Genomic DNA, 19,043 nt, shown 5'->3' on the forward strand with positions numbered 1-19,043 from the left:
CACCGCGCTGAAAGGGGGGTAAGGGGCGTCCCATCCCGCCACCCGCACGATGGGGGCCTGCAGGTAGTCCAGGGCCTCCTCGGCGATGCGGGCCGCCACCTCGGCCCCAAAGCCGCCGGTGCGCATGGCCTCGTAGACCACCACCGCCCGGCCTGTTTTCTGCACCGAAGCAAAAATGGTTTCGGTGTCGAGGGGAACCAGGGTCTCGAGGTCCACCACCTCCAGCTCCACCCCTTCCCGTGCCGCGACCTCGGCGGCCTTCAGGCAGACCTCCACCATCCCCCCGTAGCAGAAGAGGCTGGCCGCATCGCCTTCCCGCACCACTCGAGCCTTGCCCAAAGGCAGGGTGTAGTAGCCCTCGGGCACCTGGCCCTTCACGCCCCGGTAGAGCTTGATGGCCTCCAAATAGAACACCGGGTCGGGGTCTTCGATGGCCGCGAGCAACAGCCCCTTGGCCCGCTCCGGCGAGGAGGGAATCACCACCTTCACCCCCGGCACATGCGAGAGGATGGCCTCCGGGCTATCGGCATGCTGTTCGGGGGTTTTCACCCCGCCGCCGTAGGGGGCTCGGATGACCATGGGCACCGTAAAGCGCCCCCTCGTGCGGTGGCGCATCCGGCCCAGGTGCGAGAGAATCTGGTCGAGCGCGGGGTAGAGGAACCCGGCGAACTGAATCTCGGCCACCGGGCGCAGCCCGGCCATGGCCAGGCCAATTCCGAAGCCCACGATGCCCGATTCGGCCAGGGGGGTATCGAACACCCGTTGCTCGCCGTACTTCTGCTGCAAGCCATCGGAAGCCCGGAAGACCCCGCCCATGCGGCCCACATCCTCCCCGAAGAGCACCACCCGAGGGTCTTGGGCCAGGGCCAGGTCGAGGGCTTCGTTGATGGCCTGGACGTTGTTCAGCACCCGGGTCTCGCGCTCGGCAATCATGCTTCCCCCCTTAGGTAATTCCAGGCGGCTTGCTGGTCGGGCTGCATCTCCTGGTACACCTGCTCGACAATTTCCCAGGGCCTGGGCTCCCTGGCCTGGTCGGCCTCTTCCACCGCGGCCAAAAACTCGCCCTCGAGGGTCTCGGTCAGCTCGGCTTCCTGCGCCTCGCTCCAGAGCCCCAGGTGCAGCAGGCAGTTTTTCATGCGCAGGAGGGGGTCGCGCTGCTGCCAGCGCAGGGTCTCCTCTTCGGTGCGGTAGCGGCTGGGGTCATCGGAGGAGGTGTGGGGGGCCACCCGGTAGGTAAGGGCCTCAATCAGGGTCGGGCCTTCGCCCCTGCGGGCCCGGGCCACCGCCTCCTTGGCCACGCTCCAGACCGCCACCAGGTCGTTGCCGTCCACCACCACCCCCGGAATCCCGTAGCCCTGGGCCTTCAGAGCGATGCGCGGCACCTTCATCTGCTTCTGGGTGGGCACGCTGATGGCCCAGCCGTTGTTCTGCACCACCACCAGAAGGGGGGCATTGAAAACCGCGGCGAAGTTGAGCCCTTCGTGGAAGTCCCCTTCGGAGGTGCCCCCGTCGCCGATGAAGACCGCGGCCACCGCGTCCTTGCCCAAAAGCCGCTGGGCATGGGCCACGCCCGCCGCCTGCGGAATCTGGGTGGCGATGGGGATGTAAAACTGCACCATGTTCACATCGGGCGGAGCACCCCAGCCCGCCGGGTCGGCCCGCCAGCTCAGAATCAGTTTGCTGATGGGCATGCCGAAGGTGAGGGCCGCCGCGCTCTCGCGGTAGCTGGGCAAAAGCCAGTCGTGGTCGGCCTTGAGGCAGAGGGCCACCCCCACCTGGGCGGCCTCCTGGCCCCGGAAGGGGGGGTAGACCCCCAGCCGCCCCTGCCGCTGCAAAACCAAAGCCCGCTCGTCGAAATGCCGGGCCCGCCTAAGGGCCCGGTAGCCCTTGAGTAACTCTTCGTTGCTCAGGGGTATGTCCCGCAACGGTTGACCGTGGTCATTTAGGTACTGAACTGTGTCCACGCTGCACAGTTTAGCCCAACCGCGGTTAGCTGGATGGGTTCAATCTGCGTCAGGTACAGAAATGCGTCTCAAACGATTTATCCTGAAGACGGGCACATGTGAACGCACTCGAGCCTTGCCCGCCCGGCTCAGGAGTGGACTTTTTTCAAATACCGCTCGAGCCGCTCCAAAGCCTGTTCAATCTCCGCTTCGGTCTTGCAGAAAGCAAAGCGGAAAAGGCCCTTGGGGGCGGGGTTCTGGATGTAAAACGCCGAGCCGGGGATGATGGCAACGCCGGCCTCGCGCACCAGGGTTTCGGCGTCTAGCTCGGGCAGCAAAGCGGTCAGAAAGTAGGTGCCGGCGGGGGCGAAGGTTTGCAGGCCCAGCGCGCGCAGGCCCTGCTCGAGCAAATCCTTGCGCCGGCCATAGCTTTCGCGGAGCTGGGCGTAAAGCCCCTCTTTGCGGGCCATGGGCAGCGCTTCGGCCACCGCGGCCTGCAAGGGGGCCGCCGAGCAGAAGCTGCTCCACTGGCGCATGCCCGCCACCTGCGGGGCCAGGCCCGGCGGGGTGACAATCCAGCCAATGCGCCAGCCGGTGGCCTCGAGGCGCTTCCCTGCCGAACCCACGGTAAAAACCCGTTCGGGTGCGAGTTCGCGCAGGCGAATGGGGGGCGGCCCGAAGTAAAGCTCGTCGTACACTTCATCGCTCACAATCCAGAGGTCGTGCTGGCGGGCCAGGGCCACAATCTGCTCGGCTTCGGCGCGGGAAAAAACCGAGCCGGTGGGGTTGTAGGGGTTGGTGAGCAGTAGGGCCTGGGTGCGTACCGTGATGGCCCGCTCCAGCGCCGGTAAATCCACCTCCCAGCGGTCGGTCAGGCGCATGGGCACCATCACCGGCTCCGCTCCGGCAATGCGGGCCTGGGGGATGTAGACGTCGAAGTAGGGCTCCATCATCACCACTTCGTCCCCCGGGCCATAAAGCGACAGGGCCAGCGCGTGCAGGGCTTCGGTGCCCCCCGCCGTGATGACCACATCCTCGGGGGCGGCCCCCAGGTCTTCGGCCACCGCCTCGCGCAGGCGCGGCAGGCCAATGGGCGGGGTGTACTGGTCTACCGTGCCAATGGCCCGGCGGGCCGCCTCCTGCAAGAAGGCCGGTGGGGGATTGGAAGGGAACCCCTGCCCCAGGTTGATGGCCCCATGCTGGACGGCCAGGCGGCTCATATGCGAGAAGATGCTCTCCCTGGAAAGCTGGGTTCGGGGGTGGAGGTTGGGCATGCCAGAAGAGTTTACCGTAAGGAACGGGGCATAGATAAGGGGCCGTGGCGTGTACTCGAGGCCACCCGAGCAACCAGAGGATTCCGGCCTCTTCGTCCTCCAGCGCCCCCCCAGGCGAAGCCTGGCCTCGGGGAATCCGGCATCTGGGGCAGGGGGCGCAGGTGTACCGGATGCCTGCTCCAGTTCGGAATGCAGCCGGGGTTTGCTGACCAGACCGCCGGGATTCTTGCAGAGCTTCAGCGCACGAGCTTGCAGCCCTGGGCCAGAATCCTGCCGGTGCGCTCGCTCATCAGGAAGGCCTCTTCGGAAGCCCCACTGCCTCTGGTCCACCACGAAGCCCGGCCATCGGAATACTTGACCCCCGAGGCTGCCGCGACCTGGAACAAGGGCCCGTAGGTCTGGTTGTTGAAGACCACCCCTACCCGGTCGAACTGGTTTTGGTAGGTGGCCCGGATCTGCACACCCCCGGCACAGCGGTAGGTTCGTTGCACCGAATCGGCGGCCTGGGCCAGGGCCACAGGGGAAGCAAGCAGCATGAGCACCATCCAAACACGCATAGTCTCTCCTGTCAGGCGGTCAGCAGTTTGAGGTAATCGTCGAGCTTCAGGCTGGCCCCCCCGACCAGGCCGCCGTCTATGTTGGGCTGGGCGAAGAGGGCGGCGGCGTTGTCGGGCTTAACCGAGCCCCCATAAAGGATTCGCATGGCCTCCGCAAAGCCTGCGCCATAGCGTTCGACCAGCCAGCCGCGAATGGCGCGGTGCATGGCCTCGGCATCCTCGGGGGTGGCGGTTTTGCCGGTGCCGATGGCCCAGACCGGCTCGTAGGCAATCACCAGATGTGCGGCTGAGGGGGGGTTGACCCCCTCGAGGCTGCCTTCCAACTGCCGCAGGGTGTATTCAACATGGTTTCCGGCCTCCCGCACTGCTAAGGGCTCCCCTACACAAAGGATGGGGGCAATGCCTTGCTCCAGCAGGCGCCTGGCTTTTGCCGCTACCAAAGCATCGGACTCGGCATGATAGCTGCGCCGCTCGGAGTGCCCCACAATGGTGTACTTGCAGGCCAGGTCGGCCAGCATTCGGGCCGAAACCTCGCCCGTGTAAGCCCCCTCCGGGTGGGCCGAGACATCCTGGGCGCCCCAGGACACCCCGTGGCCCTCGAGCACTTCCGAGGCATAGGGCAGGTGGGTAAAAGGCACCAGCAGGGCCGGCTCGGCCAGGGTGGAGGGCAGTTGGTCAATCAGCTCCCGGAACCAATGGCGGGCCTCAGAGGGCGTTTTGTACATCTTCCAGTTTCCGGCTACCAGTCGTCGGCGCATAGCTGGGTCAATCATACGCCACCGAGGAACCCTCAAGCCTTGCCAGCATTGACGCGGAAGCCCAGCCTTGGCGAAATACCCCGCCCAAATGCCTTGAAGCCTGCATCAATCGGGTTTTTCCTGCCCTCCCTCTTCGGTGATGCCCAGGCTAAGAACCAACCCCCGGATCAACCCCTCCTGTTCAGCATCGGAGAGCCGGGCCTCAGGATGGGTGGGCAGGTAAATCCGTGGGGGCATGCTGCCCTCTCGAATGACTTCGGGAATATCGTCCAGCTCCTGTTTCGCACGGCCCCATAGGGAGAGGTTGAGCTTGCTGCGGCCCTCCTCCACATCGCGCTGAACCTGCCAGGAGATGGGAGCAAGGTGGCTGTACCAGGGCCAGCGGGTTTGGTTGCTGTGACAGTCGGCGCAGGCCCTGACGAAGAGCGCACGGGTCTGAGGGCTGTCCCAGGGAGGCTCGGCCACGACCGGCGGATTCTGGTGATTGCGGCCATAGGGAACCAGTTGCATTGCCAGCAGCACCAGGGCCAGGGCCCCAAATGACCACAGAATTAGGCGTTTCACAGGCAAAACCTCCATGCGGCTCGAGCAAACCCATCAGGCCCCCTGACAGCCTCAAACCTTGGTGGCCAGGTAATTCTCCAGACCCATCTGCTTGATCTGGTCCGACTGCTGCTCGCCCCAGTCCACATGGCCCTCTTCATCTTTGAGGATGCCCTCAATCAGCTCGCGGGTTCCGTTGTCCCCGGCTTCGGTGGCCAGCCGGATGACTTCGTTGTAGGCCCGCACCGCCTGGGCCTCACCGGCATGGTCGTTGATGACGATTTCCTGTACGGTTTTGCCCACCTTAATGGGGGCCAGCTTGCTCACCTCGGGGTGGCCCTCCAGGAAAATAATTCGACCAATCAGAGCCTCGGCATGACGCATCTCGGTGCGGGCGATTTTTTCCAGCTCCTCGTGCAGCTTGCTGTAGCCCCAGTTCTCGGCCATTTCGGTATGAACCATGTACTGATTGATGGCTGCCAGTTCTTCGGAGAGGCGCTCATTCAAAGCTTCCAGGACTTTAGGGTTCCCTTTCATGGCTTACCTCCAACCACAGCTTGGATGGGGCGGATTACCCAGGCATTACCGACTTTAGCGCCCGACCCATCTTTCCCAGGTAGCTGATGTTTCATATCTAACGGAATCACAACCTACCGGCAAAAAAACGGTAGACTTTTGGCATGATTCAAAGCCACATCAGCTCGAAGGAGCGCGAATCCTCTCCCTTCAAGCAGAACAAGGACGCCTGGGTGCGCCTGATGGCCGATTTTCGCACCACCCTCGAGCAGGTGCGCCAGGGCGGGGGTGCCAAGGCCGTGGAGCGCCAGCACGCCCGGGGGCGCCTGACCGCCCGCGAGCGCATTCGGGCGCTGGTGGACCCCGGCAGCGAACCCGAGGAAATCCTGGGCTATGCCGGCTGGCAGATGTACGCCGACTGGGGCGGTGCGCCCGGCGGGGGGGTGGTCACGGCGATTGGCCGAATCGCCGGGCGGGACTGGATGATCATCGCCAACGACGCCACCGTGAAGGCCGGGGCCTTTTTTCCCATCACCGCCAAAAAGGTGATTCGGGCCCAGACCATCGCCCTGGAGAACCACCTGCCCACGGTCTACCTGGTGGACTCGGCGGGGGTCTTTTTGCCCTTGCAGGACGAAGTGTTCCCCGACCAGGACGACTTTGGCCGCATCTTTTACCTGAATGCCCGCATGAGCGGGCTGGGCATTCCGCAAATCTCGGCCATTATGGGCAACTGCGTGGCGGGGGGGGCTTACCTGCCCCTGATGACCGATGCCCTGATCATGACCGAGGGCTCGGGGCTGTATCTGGCCGGCCCGGCCCTGGTCAAGGCGGCCATCGGGCAGGAAGTGGACTCGGAAGAGCTGGGTGGGGCGCGGATGCACGCGGAGGTCTCGGGAACCGTGGACTTCTACGAGCCCGACGATGCTTCGGCCATCGCGCGAATCCGCACCCTGGCGGGGCTGTATGCCCGGCCCGACCTGGCGCCCTGGGCGGCGGAGCGCAAAGAAGAGCTGGAGCCGGTTCACCCGCCCGAAGACCTCTACGGGCTGGTCTCGCCCGATGGCGCCCGGCCCTACGACGTGAACGAAGTGATTGCCCGGCTGGTGGACGGCTCGGCGTTTCACGAGTACAAAGCCAACTACGGCCAGACCATCGTTTGCGGCTATGCCCGCCTGGGAGGGTTTCCGGTGGGGATTGTGGCCAACCAGCGCCTGATTATCAAGAAGGCCGGCAAAATCGAGGTGGGGGGGGTGATTTACGCCGAGGCCGCCGACAAGGCCGCCCGGTTCATCCTCGAGGTCAACCAGCGCTTCATACCCCTCTTGTTCCTGATGGATGTGACCGGCTTCATGGTGGGCAAGGAGTCGGAGCAGCAGGGCATCATCCGGCGGGGGGCCAAGCTCGTCAATGCGGTCTCCAACTCGGTGGTGCCCAAAATCACCCTGATTACCGGCGGCTCGTTTGGCGCGGGCAACTACGCCATGGCCGGCAAGGCCTACGCCCCGCGCTTCATCTACGCCTGGCCCTCGGCCAAGTATGCCGTCATGAGCGGCAACGCCGCAGCCAAGACCCTGATGGAAATCGAGCTGGCCAAGCTCGAGCGCGAGGGGCGCAAACCCACCGAAGAAGACCTGGTGGAGCTTTACGAGCGCATCAAGGGCCGCTACGAGGAAACCCTCGACCCGCGCTACGCGGCGGCCCGCCTCTGGGTGGACGAGGTCATCTTCCCCCACGAGACCCGCGAGCGGCTCATCCGGAGCCTCGAGGTGTGCGCCCTGAACCCGCTGCGGGAGCCGATGCGGGTGGGGGTGTTTCAGGTGTAGCGCAAAACCCCAACGCCTGCAAAACGCGCTCAATGCACAATGCCAGACCGCCGCTCGAGGCGGCCCAGGGCCTCCACCAGCATCTCCAGGCTGGAAAGGTTGTGGATGGGCAAAAAGTCGTCCATAAAGGGCATGGCGGCCACCAGGCCCCGGGTCAGGGGCTGGTAGCCGGGGGTACCGACCAGCGGGTTGAGCCAGATCAGGCGGTGGCAGGATTTTTGCAACCGCTCCATCTCGAAGGCCAGCAGTTCGGGTTCACCCTGGTCCCAGCCGTCGGAGATGACCAGCACGATGGCGCCCCGGCCCAAGACCCGCTTGGCCCAGGTATGGTTGAAGGTATGCAGACAGGCCCCGATGCGGGTGCCGCCCGACCAGTCCTTGACCTGCTGGCCGACCTCGGCCAGGGCCGCATCCACGCTGCGCTTTTTAAGGGTGCGGGTAATGCGGGTCAGGCGGGTGCCAAAGGTAAAGGTCTCCACCTGCCGCACGCCCTGGCGGGACTGTTGCAGGCTGAAAGCGTGCAAAAAGTGCAGCAGCATGCGGGCGTAGCGCTCCATAGAGCCTGAGACGTCGGCCAGGGCCACGATGGGCCGGGGCTTGGGCTTGCGGGCGCGCTCCTCGAGCTTCAGGAACTCCCCCTGATGCTTGAGCGAGCGCCGGAAGCTGCGGCGCAGGTCGAGCTCTTCCTTGCCGCCGGGCTTCATGCGCCGGGTGCGGCGTTCGGGTGGGTTCCAAACAAACTCGTAGAGGAGTTTGCGGGCGGCCTCGAGTTCCTTCTCGCTCATCTGGTCGAAGCGCTTTTGCCTGAGCACCTCGGTCTCGGAGAAGGTCAGGGCACGATCCACCACCGGCAGGGGCGGGGCGCCGGACTCCCCGGCAGAGCGCGGTTCGCGCCCCACCTCGCCGGGCCGGGCCTTTTGCTCTTTTCTGGGGGGGAGGGGGGTCTGTTGCAACAGCTCGCCGGGGAAGCGCTCCAAGCCCAGGTTTTGCCAGAACTGGCGGAACACCTCGGCAAACCGGGCCTGATCTTCCCGGCGGGTCACCAGCGAGCACAGGGCGGCATGGTAAAAAGCCACCGGATCGAAGATGGAAATCTCCCCCAAGGCCTGGGCGAAGGTGGCGGTTTGCCCGGGTGTGACCACAATCCCTTCCCGCCGCAGGCTCCGCACGAAACCGACCACCTGGCTCAGCAACTGTGCGGTGGGTGCGGTCATAGGGCGGTGGGCATCTGGGCTTTTGCCAGCAGATCGCGGGCCTGGTTTTTGGCCTTGACCACATCGTCCTGGTACTTGAGCAGCACCCCCAGGGTCTCCTCGACAACGTCCGAGGAAAGCTCGGTCTGGCCCAGGGCCAGGAGGGAGGAGGCCCAGTCCAGGGTCTCGGCCACGCCGGGGGCCTTGTACAGGTCTTGCTTACGCAGCTCCTGCACAAAGGCCACCGCCTGCTGGGCCAGTTTTTCCGGCACGCCGGGCACCTTCTCCTGCACGATGCGCAGCTCTTTGGCGAAGCTGGGGTAGTCAATCCAGTAGTACATGCAGCGGCGCTTCAGCGCGTCGTGAATCTCGCGGGTGCGGTTGGAGGTGATCACCACCACCGGGGGCTTTTCGGCCCGAAAGGTGCCGATTTCCGGCACCGTAATCTGCCAGTCGGACAAGAACTCGAGCAAGAATGCCTCAAACTCCTCGTCGGCCCGGTCTAGCTCGTCAATCAGAAGCACCGGGGCTTTGCCGTTGGCGCTTTCCAGGGCTTGCAGCAAGGGGCGCTTGAGCAGGAATTCGGTGCCGAAGACCTCGTGCCGCACCTTCTCCTGGTCGCGCTCCCCGCTGGCCTCCAAAAGCCTAATCTGCATCATCTGGCGGGCGTAGTCCCATTCATACACCGCGCTGTTTAGGTCGAGCCCCTCGTAGCATTGGAGCCGGATCAGCCGGGTGGAAAGCATCTGGGCCAGCACCTTCACGATTTCGGTCTTGCCCACCCCAGGCTCGCCTTCCAGAAGCAGCGGGCGGCCCAGCCGGAGGGCCAGGAAAACCGCCACCGAAAGGCCCTTGTCGGCGATGTAATGGTGGGCCTCGAGGGCTTTTTGAGTCTCCTCGACGGATGCGGGAAACATGTTCATATCATTTCACGAAAGTGAGGGGCTTAATTGCCTCAGCCCCTCACAATTAACCTTATTGAACGACAACTACAATCCAGCCGCCTGCATCAAGGCCCGCTTGGCCATCACGTCCACCAGGTGGGCGCGGTATTCCCTCGAGGCCACCAGGTCGTGGTTCAGGTGGTCGGGGGCGAGCAGCCCCTGGCAGGCCGCGCTGATGTTCTCGGTGGTCAGGGGTTTGCCGGCAAGGGCCTGCTCGAGCTTCGTCAGGCGCATGGCGTGTTCGCCAGCCCCGGTCACGGCAGCCCTGACCTCGGTGCCGTCCACCACCACCGCCACCCCCACCACCGCGGAGCGGCTGGCCGGGTGGGGGAACTTGGCGTAGGCCATCCTGGCGCCGGGGCGGATGGGCAGGTGGATCTCGGTCAGGATTTCCCCTTCCTGCAGGGCCGTGCTGAACATACCGGTGAAGAACTGGTCGGCCTCCACCACGCGGGCCCCGCTGGGGCCCTGGATTTTCATCTTGGCCCCCAAAGCCAGCATGGAGGCGGGCAGGTCGGCGGCGGGGTCGGCATGGGCCAGCGAACCCCCAATGGTGCCCTTGGCCCGCACCATGGGGTCGCCGATGTGATAGACGGCCTGGGGAATCAGGGGGCAGTGGGCCTTGAGCAGGTCGGAGGTCTCCAGCTCGCGGTAGGTGGTCATGGCCCCCACAACCAGGGTATCGCCCTCCCGGCGCACCCCGCGCAGCTCGGCAACCTTGGAGATGTCAATCAGGGCCGGCGGGGCGGCCAGGCGCAGCTTCATGGCCGGAATCAGGCTGTGGCCGCCGGCCAGCAGCTTGGCCTCGGGGTGCTGCTGCAACAGTTGGATGGCCTCGGCCACGCTGGTGGCTTTTTTGTAGGCAAATTCCGCTGTGTACATGGTTCCTCCCAGGAAGCCCGGCTAGTCTGCGGCCTGGGCCACCGGCTTCGACCCGTGGATGGCCCGCCAGACCTTCTCCGGGGTGTAGGGCATGTCGAGGTGCACGATGCCAAAAGGCCGCAGGGCGTCCATCACGGCGTTGGCCACCGCCGCAGTGGAGGCGATGGTGCCGGCCTCGCCGATGCCCTTGATGCCCAGGGGGTTGTGCGGGCAGGGGGTGACGGTGTGGTCGTGCTCGATCTGCACCATGTCGTCGGCGCGGGGCAGGGTGTACTCCAGGAAGTTGCCCGAGAGTATCTGGCCTTCCTTGTCGTAGACAGCCTCTTCCAGCAGGGCCTGCCCCAGGCCCTGGGCGATGCCCCCGTGCACCTGGCCGTCGGCAATCAGCGGGTTGATGACCGGGCCGCAGTCGTCCACCGAGAGGTAGCGCAGAAGCTTGACCTTGCCGGTGTCGGGGTCCACCTCCACCACCGCGATGTGGGTGCCGAAGGGGAAGACGAAGTTTTTGGGGTCGTAGAAGTGGGTGGCCTCGAGGCCGGGCTCGAGGTCGGCGGGGTAGTTGTGGGCCAGGTGGGCCATCAGGGCGATGTCGAAGAAGCTCTTGGCCTTGTCGGGCACCCCCTTGACCATGAACTTGCCGTCCTCGTGCACGATGTCGTCCGGGCTGGCCTCGAGCAGGTGCGCGGCAATCTTCTTGGCCTTGTCCACAATCTTGCGGGTCGCCAGCACAATGGCCGAGAGGCCTGTAGGCGCCGAGCGCGAACCATAAGAACCCCAGCCATAGGGCATCCGCCCGGTGTCGCCGTGGACGATGACCACGTCCTCCACCGGAATCTGCAACTCATCCGCCACCACCTGGGCAAAGGCCGTCTCGTGGCCCTGGCCGTGGCTGTGGGTGCCGGTGAAGACCTCCACCTTGCCGGTTGGCATGACCCGCACCAGAGCGCTCTCCCACTGCCCGGCCTGTGCACCCAGGCTGCCCACCAGGGCAGAGGGAGCCAGCCCGCAGGCCTCGATGAACGTAATCACTCCAATCCCCAGGTAGCGGCCCTGCTTGCGCAGCTCGGCCTGCTGCCGGCGCAGCTCCTGGTAGCCCACCATCTGCAAAGCTTTGTCCAGGTTGGCCTCGTAGTTGCCGGAGTCGTACTGCAGGGCCACCGGGGTCTGGTAGGGGAAGGCGTCGGGGGGAATCAGGTTCTTGCGGCGAAACTCCACCGGGTCCATGCCCAGTTCGTGAGCCATCACGTCCACCAGCCGCTCCAGGAGGTAGGTGGCCTCGGGCCGCCCGGCCCCCCGGTAGGCGTCCACAGGGGTGGTGTGGGTGAAGGGCGCGGTCACGTGGCAGTAGATGTGCGGGGTGGTGTAGGTGCCGGCCAGCAAGCAGCCGTACAGGTAGGTGGGCACCGCCGGAGCAAAGGTGGTCAGGTAGGCACCCATGTTGGCGATGGTGTCCACCCGCACGGCGGTAATTTTGCCGTTCTGGTCTACGGCCATCTCGGCCACGGTCTCGTGGTCGCGCCCGTGGGAGTCGGTCACAAAGCTCTCCGAGCGCCGGGCCGTCCACTTGACCGGGCGGCCCAGCTTCTTGGCCGCGTACAGAACGATAATCTCCTCGGGGTACTGGTAAATCTTGGAGCCAAAGCCCCCGCCCACATCCGGCGCAATAACCCGCAGCTTGTGCTCGGGAATGCCCATGATGAAGGCCGCAATCAGGAGGCGATGGATGTGGGGGTTCTGGCTGGTGGTCCAGAGGGTGTACTCGTCCGAGGCTTTCAGGTACTGGGCCAGGCTGGCCCGGGGCTCCATGGCGTTGGGAACCAGCCGGTTGTTGCGCAGGGTGAGCTTCACAGTCTTGTGGGCGCTGGCAAAAGCCGCGTCCACAGCCGCCTTGTCGCCGATGCTCCAGGTGAAGCAGACGTTGTCGGGCACGTCGTCGTGCACGGCGGGGGCGCCGGGTTTGAGGGCATCGCTGCCCAGGGCCACTGCCGGGAGCGGCTCGTAGTCTACCTCCACCAGTTGCGCGGCATCCTCGGCAATCTGGCGGTTCTCGGCGATGACCGCAGCCACGATGTCGCCCACATGCCGGGCCTTGTCAAAGGTGATGGCGTAGTGGGGCGGGGTTTTGATGCCGGGGTGCAGCCAGCCGGTGGGGATGCTGTTGATGCCGGCATCCTTCATCTCCTGGCCGGTAATCACGGCCAGAACGCCGGGGTGGGTCAGGGCTTTGGAAGCGTCAATCTTCTTGATGCGGGCGTGGGCATAGGGCGAGCGCACCATGGCGGCTTCCACCATGCCGGGGAGGGTCATATCGTCGGTGTAGTGACCGGTTCCGGTGATGAAACGAGGGTCCTCGACCCGCTTCATCGCCTTGCCAAAAAGTTTGTTGGCCATCGTTTTACCCCCTTAATCGTCGGCGGCCATTGCGACCTTTCCGGCCATCTTATCGGCGGCGTACTGTACGGCCCGCACGATATTGTGATAGCCGGTGCAGCGGCAGTAGTTGCCTTCCAGGGCGTGGCGAATTTCGGCCTCGGAAGGGTTGGGGTTTTTATTGAGAAGGTCTACTGCTGCCATAATCATGCCGGGCGTGCAGAAGCCGCATTGAAGCCCGTGCATCTCCCAGAAACCCTCCTGCACGGGGTGGAGGCTGCCGGGGCTGCCCAGGCCCTCGATGGTGGTGATGCTGCAACCATCGGCCTGCACAGCGAACATGGTGCAGGATTTGACCGCCTGGCCGTCCAGATGCACGGTACAGGCCCCGCACTGGCTGGTGTCGCAGCCGACGTGGGTGCCGGTGAGGCCCAGGGTTTCGCGCAGGTAGTGAACCAGCAACAGCCGGGGTTCGACCTCGTGATGGTGCTCGACCCCGTTGACAACCACCGTGATGTGTACTTTATCTGCCATGCTTCCTCCTTGTTGCAGGGTATGGATTGTCCAACAAGACGCAGAGCGATTCGACGATCAGGGTGGGCCCTGGTCGCTTCCTAGGTACCCTGGCAGGTCAAGTGCGATGCGATGGCCGGCCTTTTGCGGCACGAAGTGAACCATAGTTTGGGGATGCGGGCCGTTTGTGTGTGAGAAATGAAACAAAGCCTCACCTCGAGCTTTCTACCCAAAACGATTCCAGCCTGGCCAAACCAACCGCGTGGGTGCGAGTAACTTAGAATCTTTTAGACCCTACTATATTACCGGGACGATGAGAGTAGCAAGATTCCAGTTCTTTTGCCGATGGCAGGAAAACCTCTAAATGTGTGCTGCTGTCAAGGTTGGGAGCGGCTCGAGGGTGTATCTTAGAACAAGAGGAAAAGCCAATGGCAAACGAGACCCCCCTCTTGCTAGTTGCCCTCGAGGCTGCCTGGGCCGAGGGCAAAGAGACCGCTCTGGCCACAGTAGTGCGTGTGATTGGCTCGGCCTACCGCCGCGAGGGCGCCAAGATGCTGGTGCGCGAAGATGGCGGCTCGGCCTGCATGATTTCCGGGGGTTGCCTGGAGCAGGAGATGATTGAGATTGCCATGCAAATCCTGGCGCGGGGCCGCCCCGAGCGCACCATCTTCGACTACAACGAGGACAAAACCTGGTGGCCCGGCTGTGGGGGTACGGTGGAGGTCTGGGTAGAGCCCGTTCAGCCCCAGGGGATGCTCCACCGCTGGCTACTGGAGAGCACCGAGTCCGAACCCTCGGTGCTGGCGACGGTACTGGCTGGTGGGGAAGGGCGTGTTTGGCTAAGGCCCGACGGAACCCTCGAGGGCCAGATCTCGCCCCCGGAGCTTCACGAGCAGGTGGTACGCATGGCCCGGCAGATGCAAAGCGGCACCTCCCGCCCCACCACCCGCTACGTGCAGGAGGCCGAGGTTTTTTTCGATGTGAGCAGCCCCATTCCCGAGCTGGTTTTGTTTGGCGCAGGTCACGACGCCAAGCCCATGGCCAACCAGGCCCTGGTGCTGGGGTTCAAGGTCACGGTGGTGGATGCCCGCCCCGAGCTTTTGCACGCCTTCGAGGGCTGCCAGACCATTCAGGCCGCCCACGATGAATACGCTCAAAAGATTGCCCTGACCCCCCGGCAGCACGTGATTGTGATGAACCACCACCTGGACATAGACCGTCAGGCCCTGCGTTTTGCGCTGGAGTCGCCTGCTCGCTACGTGGGCATGCTCGGGCCGCGCAACCGCCTGGAAAAAATCCTCGAGGCCCTGCGGGTCGAAGGCTTTGTGCCGAGCCCCGAGCAGATGGCCCGGCTGCGCAACCCCATTGGCCTGGACATTGGTGCGGAAAGCCCCGAGGAGATTGCGGTGGCCGCCCTGGCCGAGATTGTGGCCCTCCAGCGAGGCTTTGGCGGTGGATTCTTGAACGATAAGAAAACCGGAATTCACGAGGCCGCCCTTGCTGGAGTGCTGGGCTGAGGAAGCCAGGCTCAACCTTGACGTGCTGGGGTTTCCCGCCTAAGATTGAGTTTGCGCTGGGGCCGACCCCCACCGAACGACGCAGGGTGGAGCAGTCTGGTAGCTCGTCGGGCTCATAACCCGAAGGTCACAGGTTCAAATCCTGTCCCTGCAACCAGGGCTATGTAGCTCAGCTGGTTAGAGCACACGACTCATAATCGTGGTGTCGGCGGTTCAAGTCCGCCCATAGCCACCAAAGGGCCTCCTGGCCTGTGCCAGGGGGCTTGGTTTTTTCGCTGGCCGGCTTCACCCAAGGGGGCTTGCGGGCGCAAGCGCGATGAGTTTGGCCGGGACCGTCAATGCTCTGAGGCTCGTGCCAACTTTATTCATGGAAACGCAGCATGGGCGTGGGTGGTCGGCCTCCAGCAGCTGTCCACTATTCCCAAAGCCCTCTGCCCTGCCTCACCGCTTGCACCTTTTGCCTGGTCTTCAACTCGAGCGCCCTACTCCGGCAGGCCCCTTATGCGGTAGATTTGGGGCTATGAGTTCGACCTACGACCAGATTCAGCAGACGGTAAGCCATATTCGTTCGCAGACCGATTTCGTGCCCGAGGTGGGCCTCGTGCTGGGTTCGGGCCTGGGGCCTCTGGGCGACGAGATAGAGGTGGTGGCCAGTTTTCCCTACAGCTCGCTGCCCAACTTTCCCCAGTCCACAGCGCCGGGCCACGAGGGAAAACTGATTCTGGGCCGGCTCGAGGGCAAAAATGTGCTGGCCTACAAGGGCCGGGTGCACTGCTACGAAGGGTATTCCGCAGCGCAGGTCGCATTCCCGCAGCGGGTTGGGTTTTTCCTGGGGGCCAAAACCTTTCTCATCACCTCGGCGGCGGGGGGGCTCAACCCGGGCTGGAGTGCCGGGGAGCTGATGCTGCACAGCGACTACATTAACTTTGCCCCCTTATCGCCGCTGACCGGCCCCAACGATGAACGGCTGGGGCCGCGGTTTCCCGTGACCTTTGATGCCTACGACCCACAGCTTCGCAGCCTGGCCCTTCAGGTGGCCCGAGCGCAGGATTTTCACCTGCGCGAAGGGGTGTATGCCTGGTGGCCGGGGCCGCAGTTTGCCAGTCGGGCCGAACTCAGGCTGCTGCGCACCCTGGGGGCCGATGCCATCGGGATGTCCACCGTGCCGGAAGTGATTGCCCTGCGGCACCTGGGGGCGCGGGTGCTGGGCCTTTCGACCATCACCGACATGGCCGTGCCCGAGCGCGACCACCACGCCACCGAGCAGGAAGTGCTGGCCACGGCGGCCAGGAGTGGGGCCTTGTTCCGCAGGTTTGTGCGGGGCATTTTGGCGGCTTTATAGCCCGGATAGCGAAGCATGAGCCTACCCAAAGTCGTGGAGCGCATTGAAAAGGCCTGTCGCCGGGCAGGGCGAGACCCCGGTGCGGTGCGACTGGTTGCCGTAACCAAAGAGCACACGGTGGCTGAAATCCAAGAACAGGTCTTGCGGTATGGCCCTTTTCCTTTGGGCGAGTCGCGCATTCAGGAAGCCCTGCCCAAGATGGAGGCGCTGAAGGCCGAGTGGCACTTCATTGGCCCGCTCCAGCGGAACAAGGCCAAGTTTGCGGTGCGCTTCGACCTGATTCACTCCATTGACTCGGTTCGCCTGGCCGAGGCGGTGGCCCGCAAGGCCCGCGAAAACGGGCGGGTGCAACGGGTGCTGCTCGAGCTCAACCTGGGCCGGGAGCCCCAGAAGCACGGTTTTCTGGAGGAGGAGCTGCCTGCCGCTTTGGAATTGATTCGGGGCCTGGAAGGGCTGCGGGTTGAGGGCCTGATGACCGTGGCCCCCTACACCCAAGACCCCGAGACGGTGCGGCCCATCTTTGCCAGGCTCTCGAGGCTGGCCGACCTGTACGGGCTGCCAGAGCGAAGCATGGGCATGTCGGGCGATTTTGAAGTGGCGGTGGAGGAGGGGGCCACTTTGGTGCGGGTGGGGCGGGCGGTTTTTGAACCCGACGCCTGAGCCCCCGACCCTGCAACCCGCCTCGGCGTGCTGTGCTCAATGTTTCTGGGCGGGTGTAGTAGTCTAGGGCCGTGGACGAGCGCATGACGGGTGAGTTTCGGATGAGCAGCGAGCGAGGCGATCTCACACCTCTGGACATTCGCTACCAGGAATTTCGACTGGGGCTCAGGGGCTACTCGGTGGCCGAGGTGCGCGAGTACCTGGGCCGGGTGGCCGATGTGCAGACCGCTTTGATTGAAGAGAATGAGCGCCTGCGCAGCCACATCCGCGACCTCGAGGCCGAGCTGGCCAGGTCCAGGGAGGGGGAGGCCGAACTCAAACGGGCGGTGGTGGCCGCCGAGCGCATCGCCCGCGAGATCAAGGCCCAGGCCGAGCGCGAGGCTGAGCTCATCAAGCGCGAGACCGAGTCGGAGCGACAGGCGGCCTTACAGGAATTAATCGAACAGATGAAGCGCATCAAGGCCGATATTGAGCAGGTTCGCAACGAACGCGACCTGTTTGTGGGTCAGTTCAGGGCCCTTCTGGAGGGATACCTGACCTCGCTGGACCGATTCAAACGCTGAAGTTTGGCCCACTGTGCACGCCCCGCAGGGTGCGATGCAGCGGCGCCGCCAAAAAGCGACACCGCTTACTGCGATATCTTCTGCGCATGAGTGCTATGCCAACTGCGGGAACCAAGGGACAGAAAGCGGGGGTTTGGAGATATCGCGCTCTTCACAGACAGGGCCGCCCACCAAAACGAGAAGGGACAAAGAGACGTGCCCCACCGAGGTGAGGCACGCTTGTCTGCGTTCTGTCTGGGCCGAGACGCATGGGCGGCCACTGTTCTGTTCAGAACTAGGCTTTCTCGAACTCGAGTGGCTCGCAATATGTGAAGAGCGCTCCAAGGTACCTCTGGGCGCAATGACTCGACTTTCGCAGGAACTCGTGTGAATTGAGGGCCATGCCTAATACCTTCCCCAACCCTCCCTGCGCGGTAGGGAGGGGCTTGTGGGCTATCGCACTCTGGCATCTGTGGGCATGTATGGGCATCTTTACACCGGTGTGCTAAATGCCTTCGGCCCTCTTGACTATCGCACACCCAGGCGGGCCAAGACGGCCAGCCAGCTTTCGCGTTGCCAGTAGCTTTCCTTGAACTGACCCCGCACGGCAAATCCGGCGGCTTTCAGCCCCAGGTGTTCGGCCAGTATAAGCGCCCTCGGCAGGTGGGGTTCGTCGGTGACGATGATGGTTTTGGACTTGCCAATGACGGGCGCGATGTAGCTCAGGTTTTCCCAGGTGCGCCGGCTTTGCTGTTCACAGTACAGAACCGAACGGGGGACGCCCCGGGCCTGAAGGTAGCGGCAGCCCACCTCGCCCTCGCTGAAGCGGTCGCCGGGGCGGCGGCCCCCGGTCACGGCAATGCGAGGAGCGTAACCCTGGCGGTACAGCCGCAGGGCCGCCTCGAGGCGGTTTCTGAATATTACTGAAGGTTCGCCGTTGTACTGGGCGGCCCCCAGCACCACAATCCAGTCGGCTTTTTGCAACGCGCTGGAGGCGGCTTTGGGGCTGAAATAAAGCAGCCCCAAAGCGAGCAACACCAGCGCCCAGATCCACCGCATAAGTAAATTTTACCCCCAAGCTTGCTGAAGCGCCTGCAACAGCTCCATAGGGTACTCGAAACGGGGGTGCAAAGTCGAGTTGTGCGGGGTGGCCAGAAACCACACCGGCAGGCCAATGGCCTGCGCCGCCTGTAAGTCCCCCTCCGAATCGCCGATGTAGAGGGCCTCGAGGGGGCTCAGGTCAAAATGGGCCAGGGCTCGCTGCAGCAGGGCCGGGCTGGGTTTGGGGGGGGCCTCCTCGCGGGTGAGCACCAGGGCAAAAGCCAACCCGTGCTTGCGCAGAGCGGCTTCGGTGGCCGCTCGGTGGTTGTTGGTGAGGAGCGCCGTACGGAGTCCCATGGCAACCAGTTCGCCCAGCAACTCCCGCATGCCTTCGCGCAGTTCAGAACTGGCCGATAACGCCTGCTCGTACTGCAACAGCCGGCGGTGCAGGATGGCCTGTTCGTCTGGTGGGCGCCTGGCAATGCCATCCACAATGAGAAGGTTGGGCTCGAGGCCCTGACTTTTCTTGAACTCGGCCCAGGGGTTGAAGGCTCTGGGCTTCAATACGGTGTCATCGAGATCAAAAAACACGGCCTTGAGGGTGCCCACGCTCAAAATCGTA

At 64.1% G+C, this 19,043-nt stretch carries 19 protein-coding genes and 2 tRNA genes; 7 read left to right on the top strand and 14 right to left on the bottom strand.

Features of this window, described 5'->3' with window-relative positions; genetic code table 11:
- The 7 genes from NZN28_RS02995 to bfr all read right to left on the bottom strand — a co-directional run.
- Window positions 1-933: alpha-ketoacid dehydrogenase subunit beta (locus NZN28_RS02995; protein WP_295395290.1), on the bottom strand; the 933-nt coding region annotated here is incomplete at its 3' end.
- Entirely contained in the window at window positions 930-1,964 is a 1,035-nt protein-coding gene (pdhA, locus tag NZN28_RS03000) for a pyruvate dehydrogenase (acetyl-transferring) E1 component subunit alpha (RefSeq protein ID WP_295395291.1), read from the bottom strand. The genes NZN28_RS02995 and pdhA, both read right to left, overlap by 4 nt.
- A gap of 128 nt (window positions 1,965-2,092) precedes the next feature.
- Window positions 2,093-3,217: an aminotransferase class I/II-fold pyridoxal phosphate-dependent enzyme gene (locus NZN28_RS03005; protein ID WP_295395292.1), complete on the bottom strand. Its 1,125-nt coding sequence runs from the start codon at window positions 3,215-3,217 to the stop codon at window positions 2,093-2,095.
- A gap of 236 nt (window positions 3,218-3,453) precedes the next feature.
- Entirely contained in the window at window positions 3,454-3,774 is a 321-nt protein-coding gene (locus tag NZN28_RS03010) for an MliC family protein (RefSeq protein ID WP_295395293.1), read from the bottom strand.
- Between the two features lie 11 nt (window positions 3,775-3,785).
- Window positions 3,786-4,532 (bottom strand): triose-phosphate isomerase, encoded by a 747-nt coding sequence (tpiA, locus tag NZN28_RS03015; RefSeq protein ID WP_295395325.1) that lies wholly within the window; start codon window positions 4,530-4,532, stop codon window positions 3,786-3,788.
- Between the two features lie 105 nt (window positions 4,533-4,637).
- Window positions 4,638-5,096: a heme-binding domain-containing protein gene (locus NZN28_RS03020; protein WP_295395294.1), complete on the bottom strand. Its 459-nt coding sequence runs from the start codon at window positions 5,094-5,096 to the stop codon at window positions 4,638-4,640.
- 51 nt (window positions 5,097-5,147) lie between these two features.
- Complete coding sequence (gene bfr, locus NZN28_RS03025; RefSeq protein ID WP_295395295.1) at window positions 5,148-5,612, bottom strand: bacterioferritin; 465 nt, start codon at window positions 5,610-5,612, stop codon at window positions 5,148-5,150.
- A 143-nt stretch (window positions 5,613-5,755) separates the two neighbouring features.
- Here bfr and NZN28_RS03030 point away from each other — a divergent pair, with 143 nt between their 5' ends.
- Window positions 5,756-7,417: an acyl-CoA carboxylase subunit beta gene (locus tag NZN28_RS03030; RefSeq protein ID WP_295395296.1), complete on the top strand. Its 1,662-nt coding sequence runs from the start codon at window positions 5,756-5,758 to the stop codon at window positions 7,415-7,417.
- 29 nt (window positions 7,418-7,446) lie between these two features.
- On the opposite strand, the gene NZN28_RS03035 is transcribed toward NZN28_RS03030, so the two are convergent.
- From NZN28_RS03035 to NZN28_RS03055, 5 genes are all read right to left on the bottom strand, one after another.
- Window positions 7,447-8,631, bottom strand: a complete 1,185-nt coding sequence (locus tag NZN28_RS03035; protein ID WP_295395297.1) for a VWA domain-containing protein — start codon at window positions 8,629-8,631, stop codon at window positions 7,447-7,449.
- Complete coding sequence (locus NZN28_RS03040) at window positions 8,628-9,527, bottom strand: MoxR family ATPase (protein ID WP_295395298.1); 900 nt, start codon at window positions 9,525-9,527, stop codon at window positions 8,628-8,630. The genes NZN28_RS03035 and NZN28_RS03040 overlap by 4 nt, the downstream gene beginning before the upstream one ends.
- Before the next feature lie 72 nt (window positions 9,528-9,599).
- Window positions 9,600-10,436 (bottom strand): xanthine dehydrogenase family protein subunit M, encoded by an 837-nt coding sequence (locus NZN28_RS03045; RefSeq protein ID WP_295395299.1) that lies wholly within the window; start codon window positions 10,434-10,436, stop codon window positions 9,600-9,602.
- A 21-nt stretch (window positions 10,437-10,457) separates the two neighbouring features.
- Window positions 10,458-12,827 (bottom strand): molybdopterin cofactor-binding domain-containing protein, encoded by a 2,370-nt coding sequence (locus NZN28_RS03050; protein ID WP_295395300.1) that lies wholly within the window; start codon window positions 12,825-12,827, stop codon window positions 10,458-10,460.
- 12 nt (window positions 12,828-12,839) lie between these two features.
- Entirely contained in the window at window positions 12,840-13,340 is a 501-nt protein-coding gene (locus NZN28_RS03055; RefSeq protein ID WP_295395301.1) for a (2Fe-2S)-binding protein, read from the bottom strand.
- A 407-nt stretch (window positions 13,341-13,747) separates the two neighbouring features.
- On the opposite strand from NZN28_RS03055, the gene NZN28_RS03060 reads away from it, so the two are divergent.
- The 6 genes from NZN28_RS03060 to NZN28_RS03085 all read left to right on the top strand — a co-directional run bounded on the left by NZN28_RS03060 (window position 13,748) and on the right by NZN28_RS03085 (window position 17,401).
- Window positions 13,748-14,836 (top strand): XdhC family protein, encoded by a 1,089-nt coding sequence (locus NZN28_RS03060; protein ID WP_295395302.1) that lies wholly within the window; start codon window positions 13,748-13,750, stop codon window positions 14,834-14,836.
- 80 nt (window positions 14,837-14,916) lie between these two features.
- Window positions 14,917-14,993: transfer RNA gene (locus tag NZN28_RS03065), tRNA-Met, on the top strand.
- A gap of 1 nt (window position 14,994) precedes the next feature.
- Window positions 14,995-15,071 (top strand) — tRNA-Met (locus NZN28_RS03070).
- Window positions 15,072-15,356: 285 nt separating this feature from the next.
- On the top strand, window positions 15,357-16,178 hold the full coding sequence (locus NZN28_RS03075) for a purine-nucleoside phosphorylase (protein ID WP_295395303.1): 822 nt from the start codon (window positions 15,357-15,359) through the stop codon (window positions 16,176-16,178).
- A 15-nt stretch (window positions 16,179-16,193) separates the two neighbouring features.
- Window positions 16,194-16,838 carry a YggS family pyridoxal phosphate-dependent enzyme gene (locus NZN28_RS03080; RefSeq protein ID WP_295395304.1) on the top strand — a complete coding sequence of 215 codons (645 nt, stop codon included), beginning with the start codon at window positions 16,194-16,196 and terminating at the stop codon, window positions 16,836-16,838.
- A 101-nt stretch (window positions 16,839-16,939) separates the two neighbouring features.
- Window positions 16,940-17,401: a DivIVA domain-containing protein gene (locus NZN28_RS03085; RefSeq protein ID WP_295395326.1), complete on the top strand. Its 462-nt coding sequence runs from the start codon at window positions 16,940-16,942 to the stop codon at window positions 17,399-17,401.
- 507 nt (window positions 17,402-17,908) lie between these two features.
- Here NZN28_RS03085 and NZN28_RS03090 read toward each other — a convergent pair.
- Complete coding sequence (locus tag NZN28_RS03090) at window positions 17,909-18,439, bottom strand: YdcF family protein (RefSeq protein ID WP_295395305.1); 531 nt, start codon at window positions 18,437-18,439, stop codon at window positions 17,909-17,911.
- Window positions 18,440-18,448: 9 nt separating this feature from the next.
- Window positions 18,449-19,030, bottom strand: a complete 582-nt coding sequence (locus tag NZN28_RS03095) for an HAD family hydrolase (protein WP_295395306.1) — start codon at window positions 19,028-19,030, stop codon at window positions 18,449-18,451.
- Window positions 19,031-19,043: the final 13 nt, after the last annotated feature.

This window comes from Meiothermus sp. (assembly GCF_025056915.1).
Taxonomy (GTDB): Bacteria; Deinococcota; Deinococci; order Deinococcales; family Thermaceae; genus Meiothermus.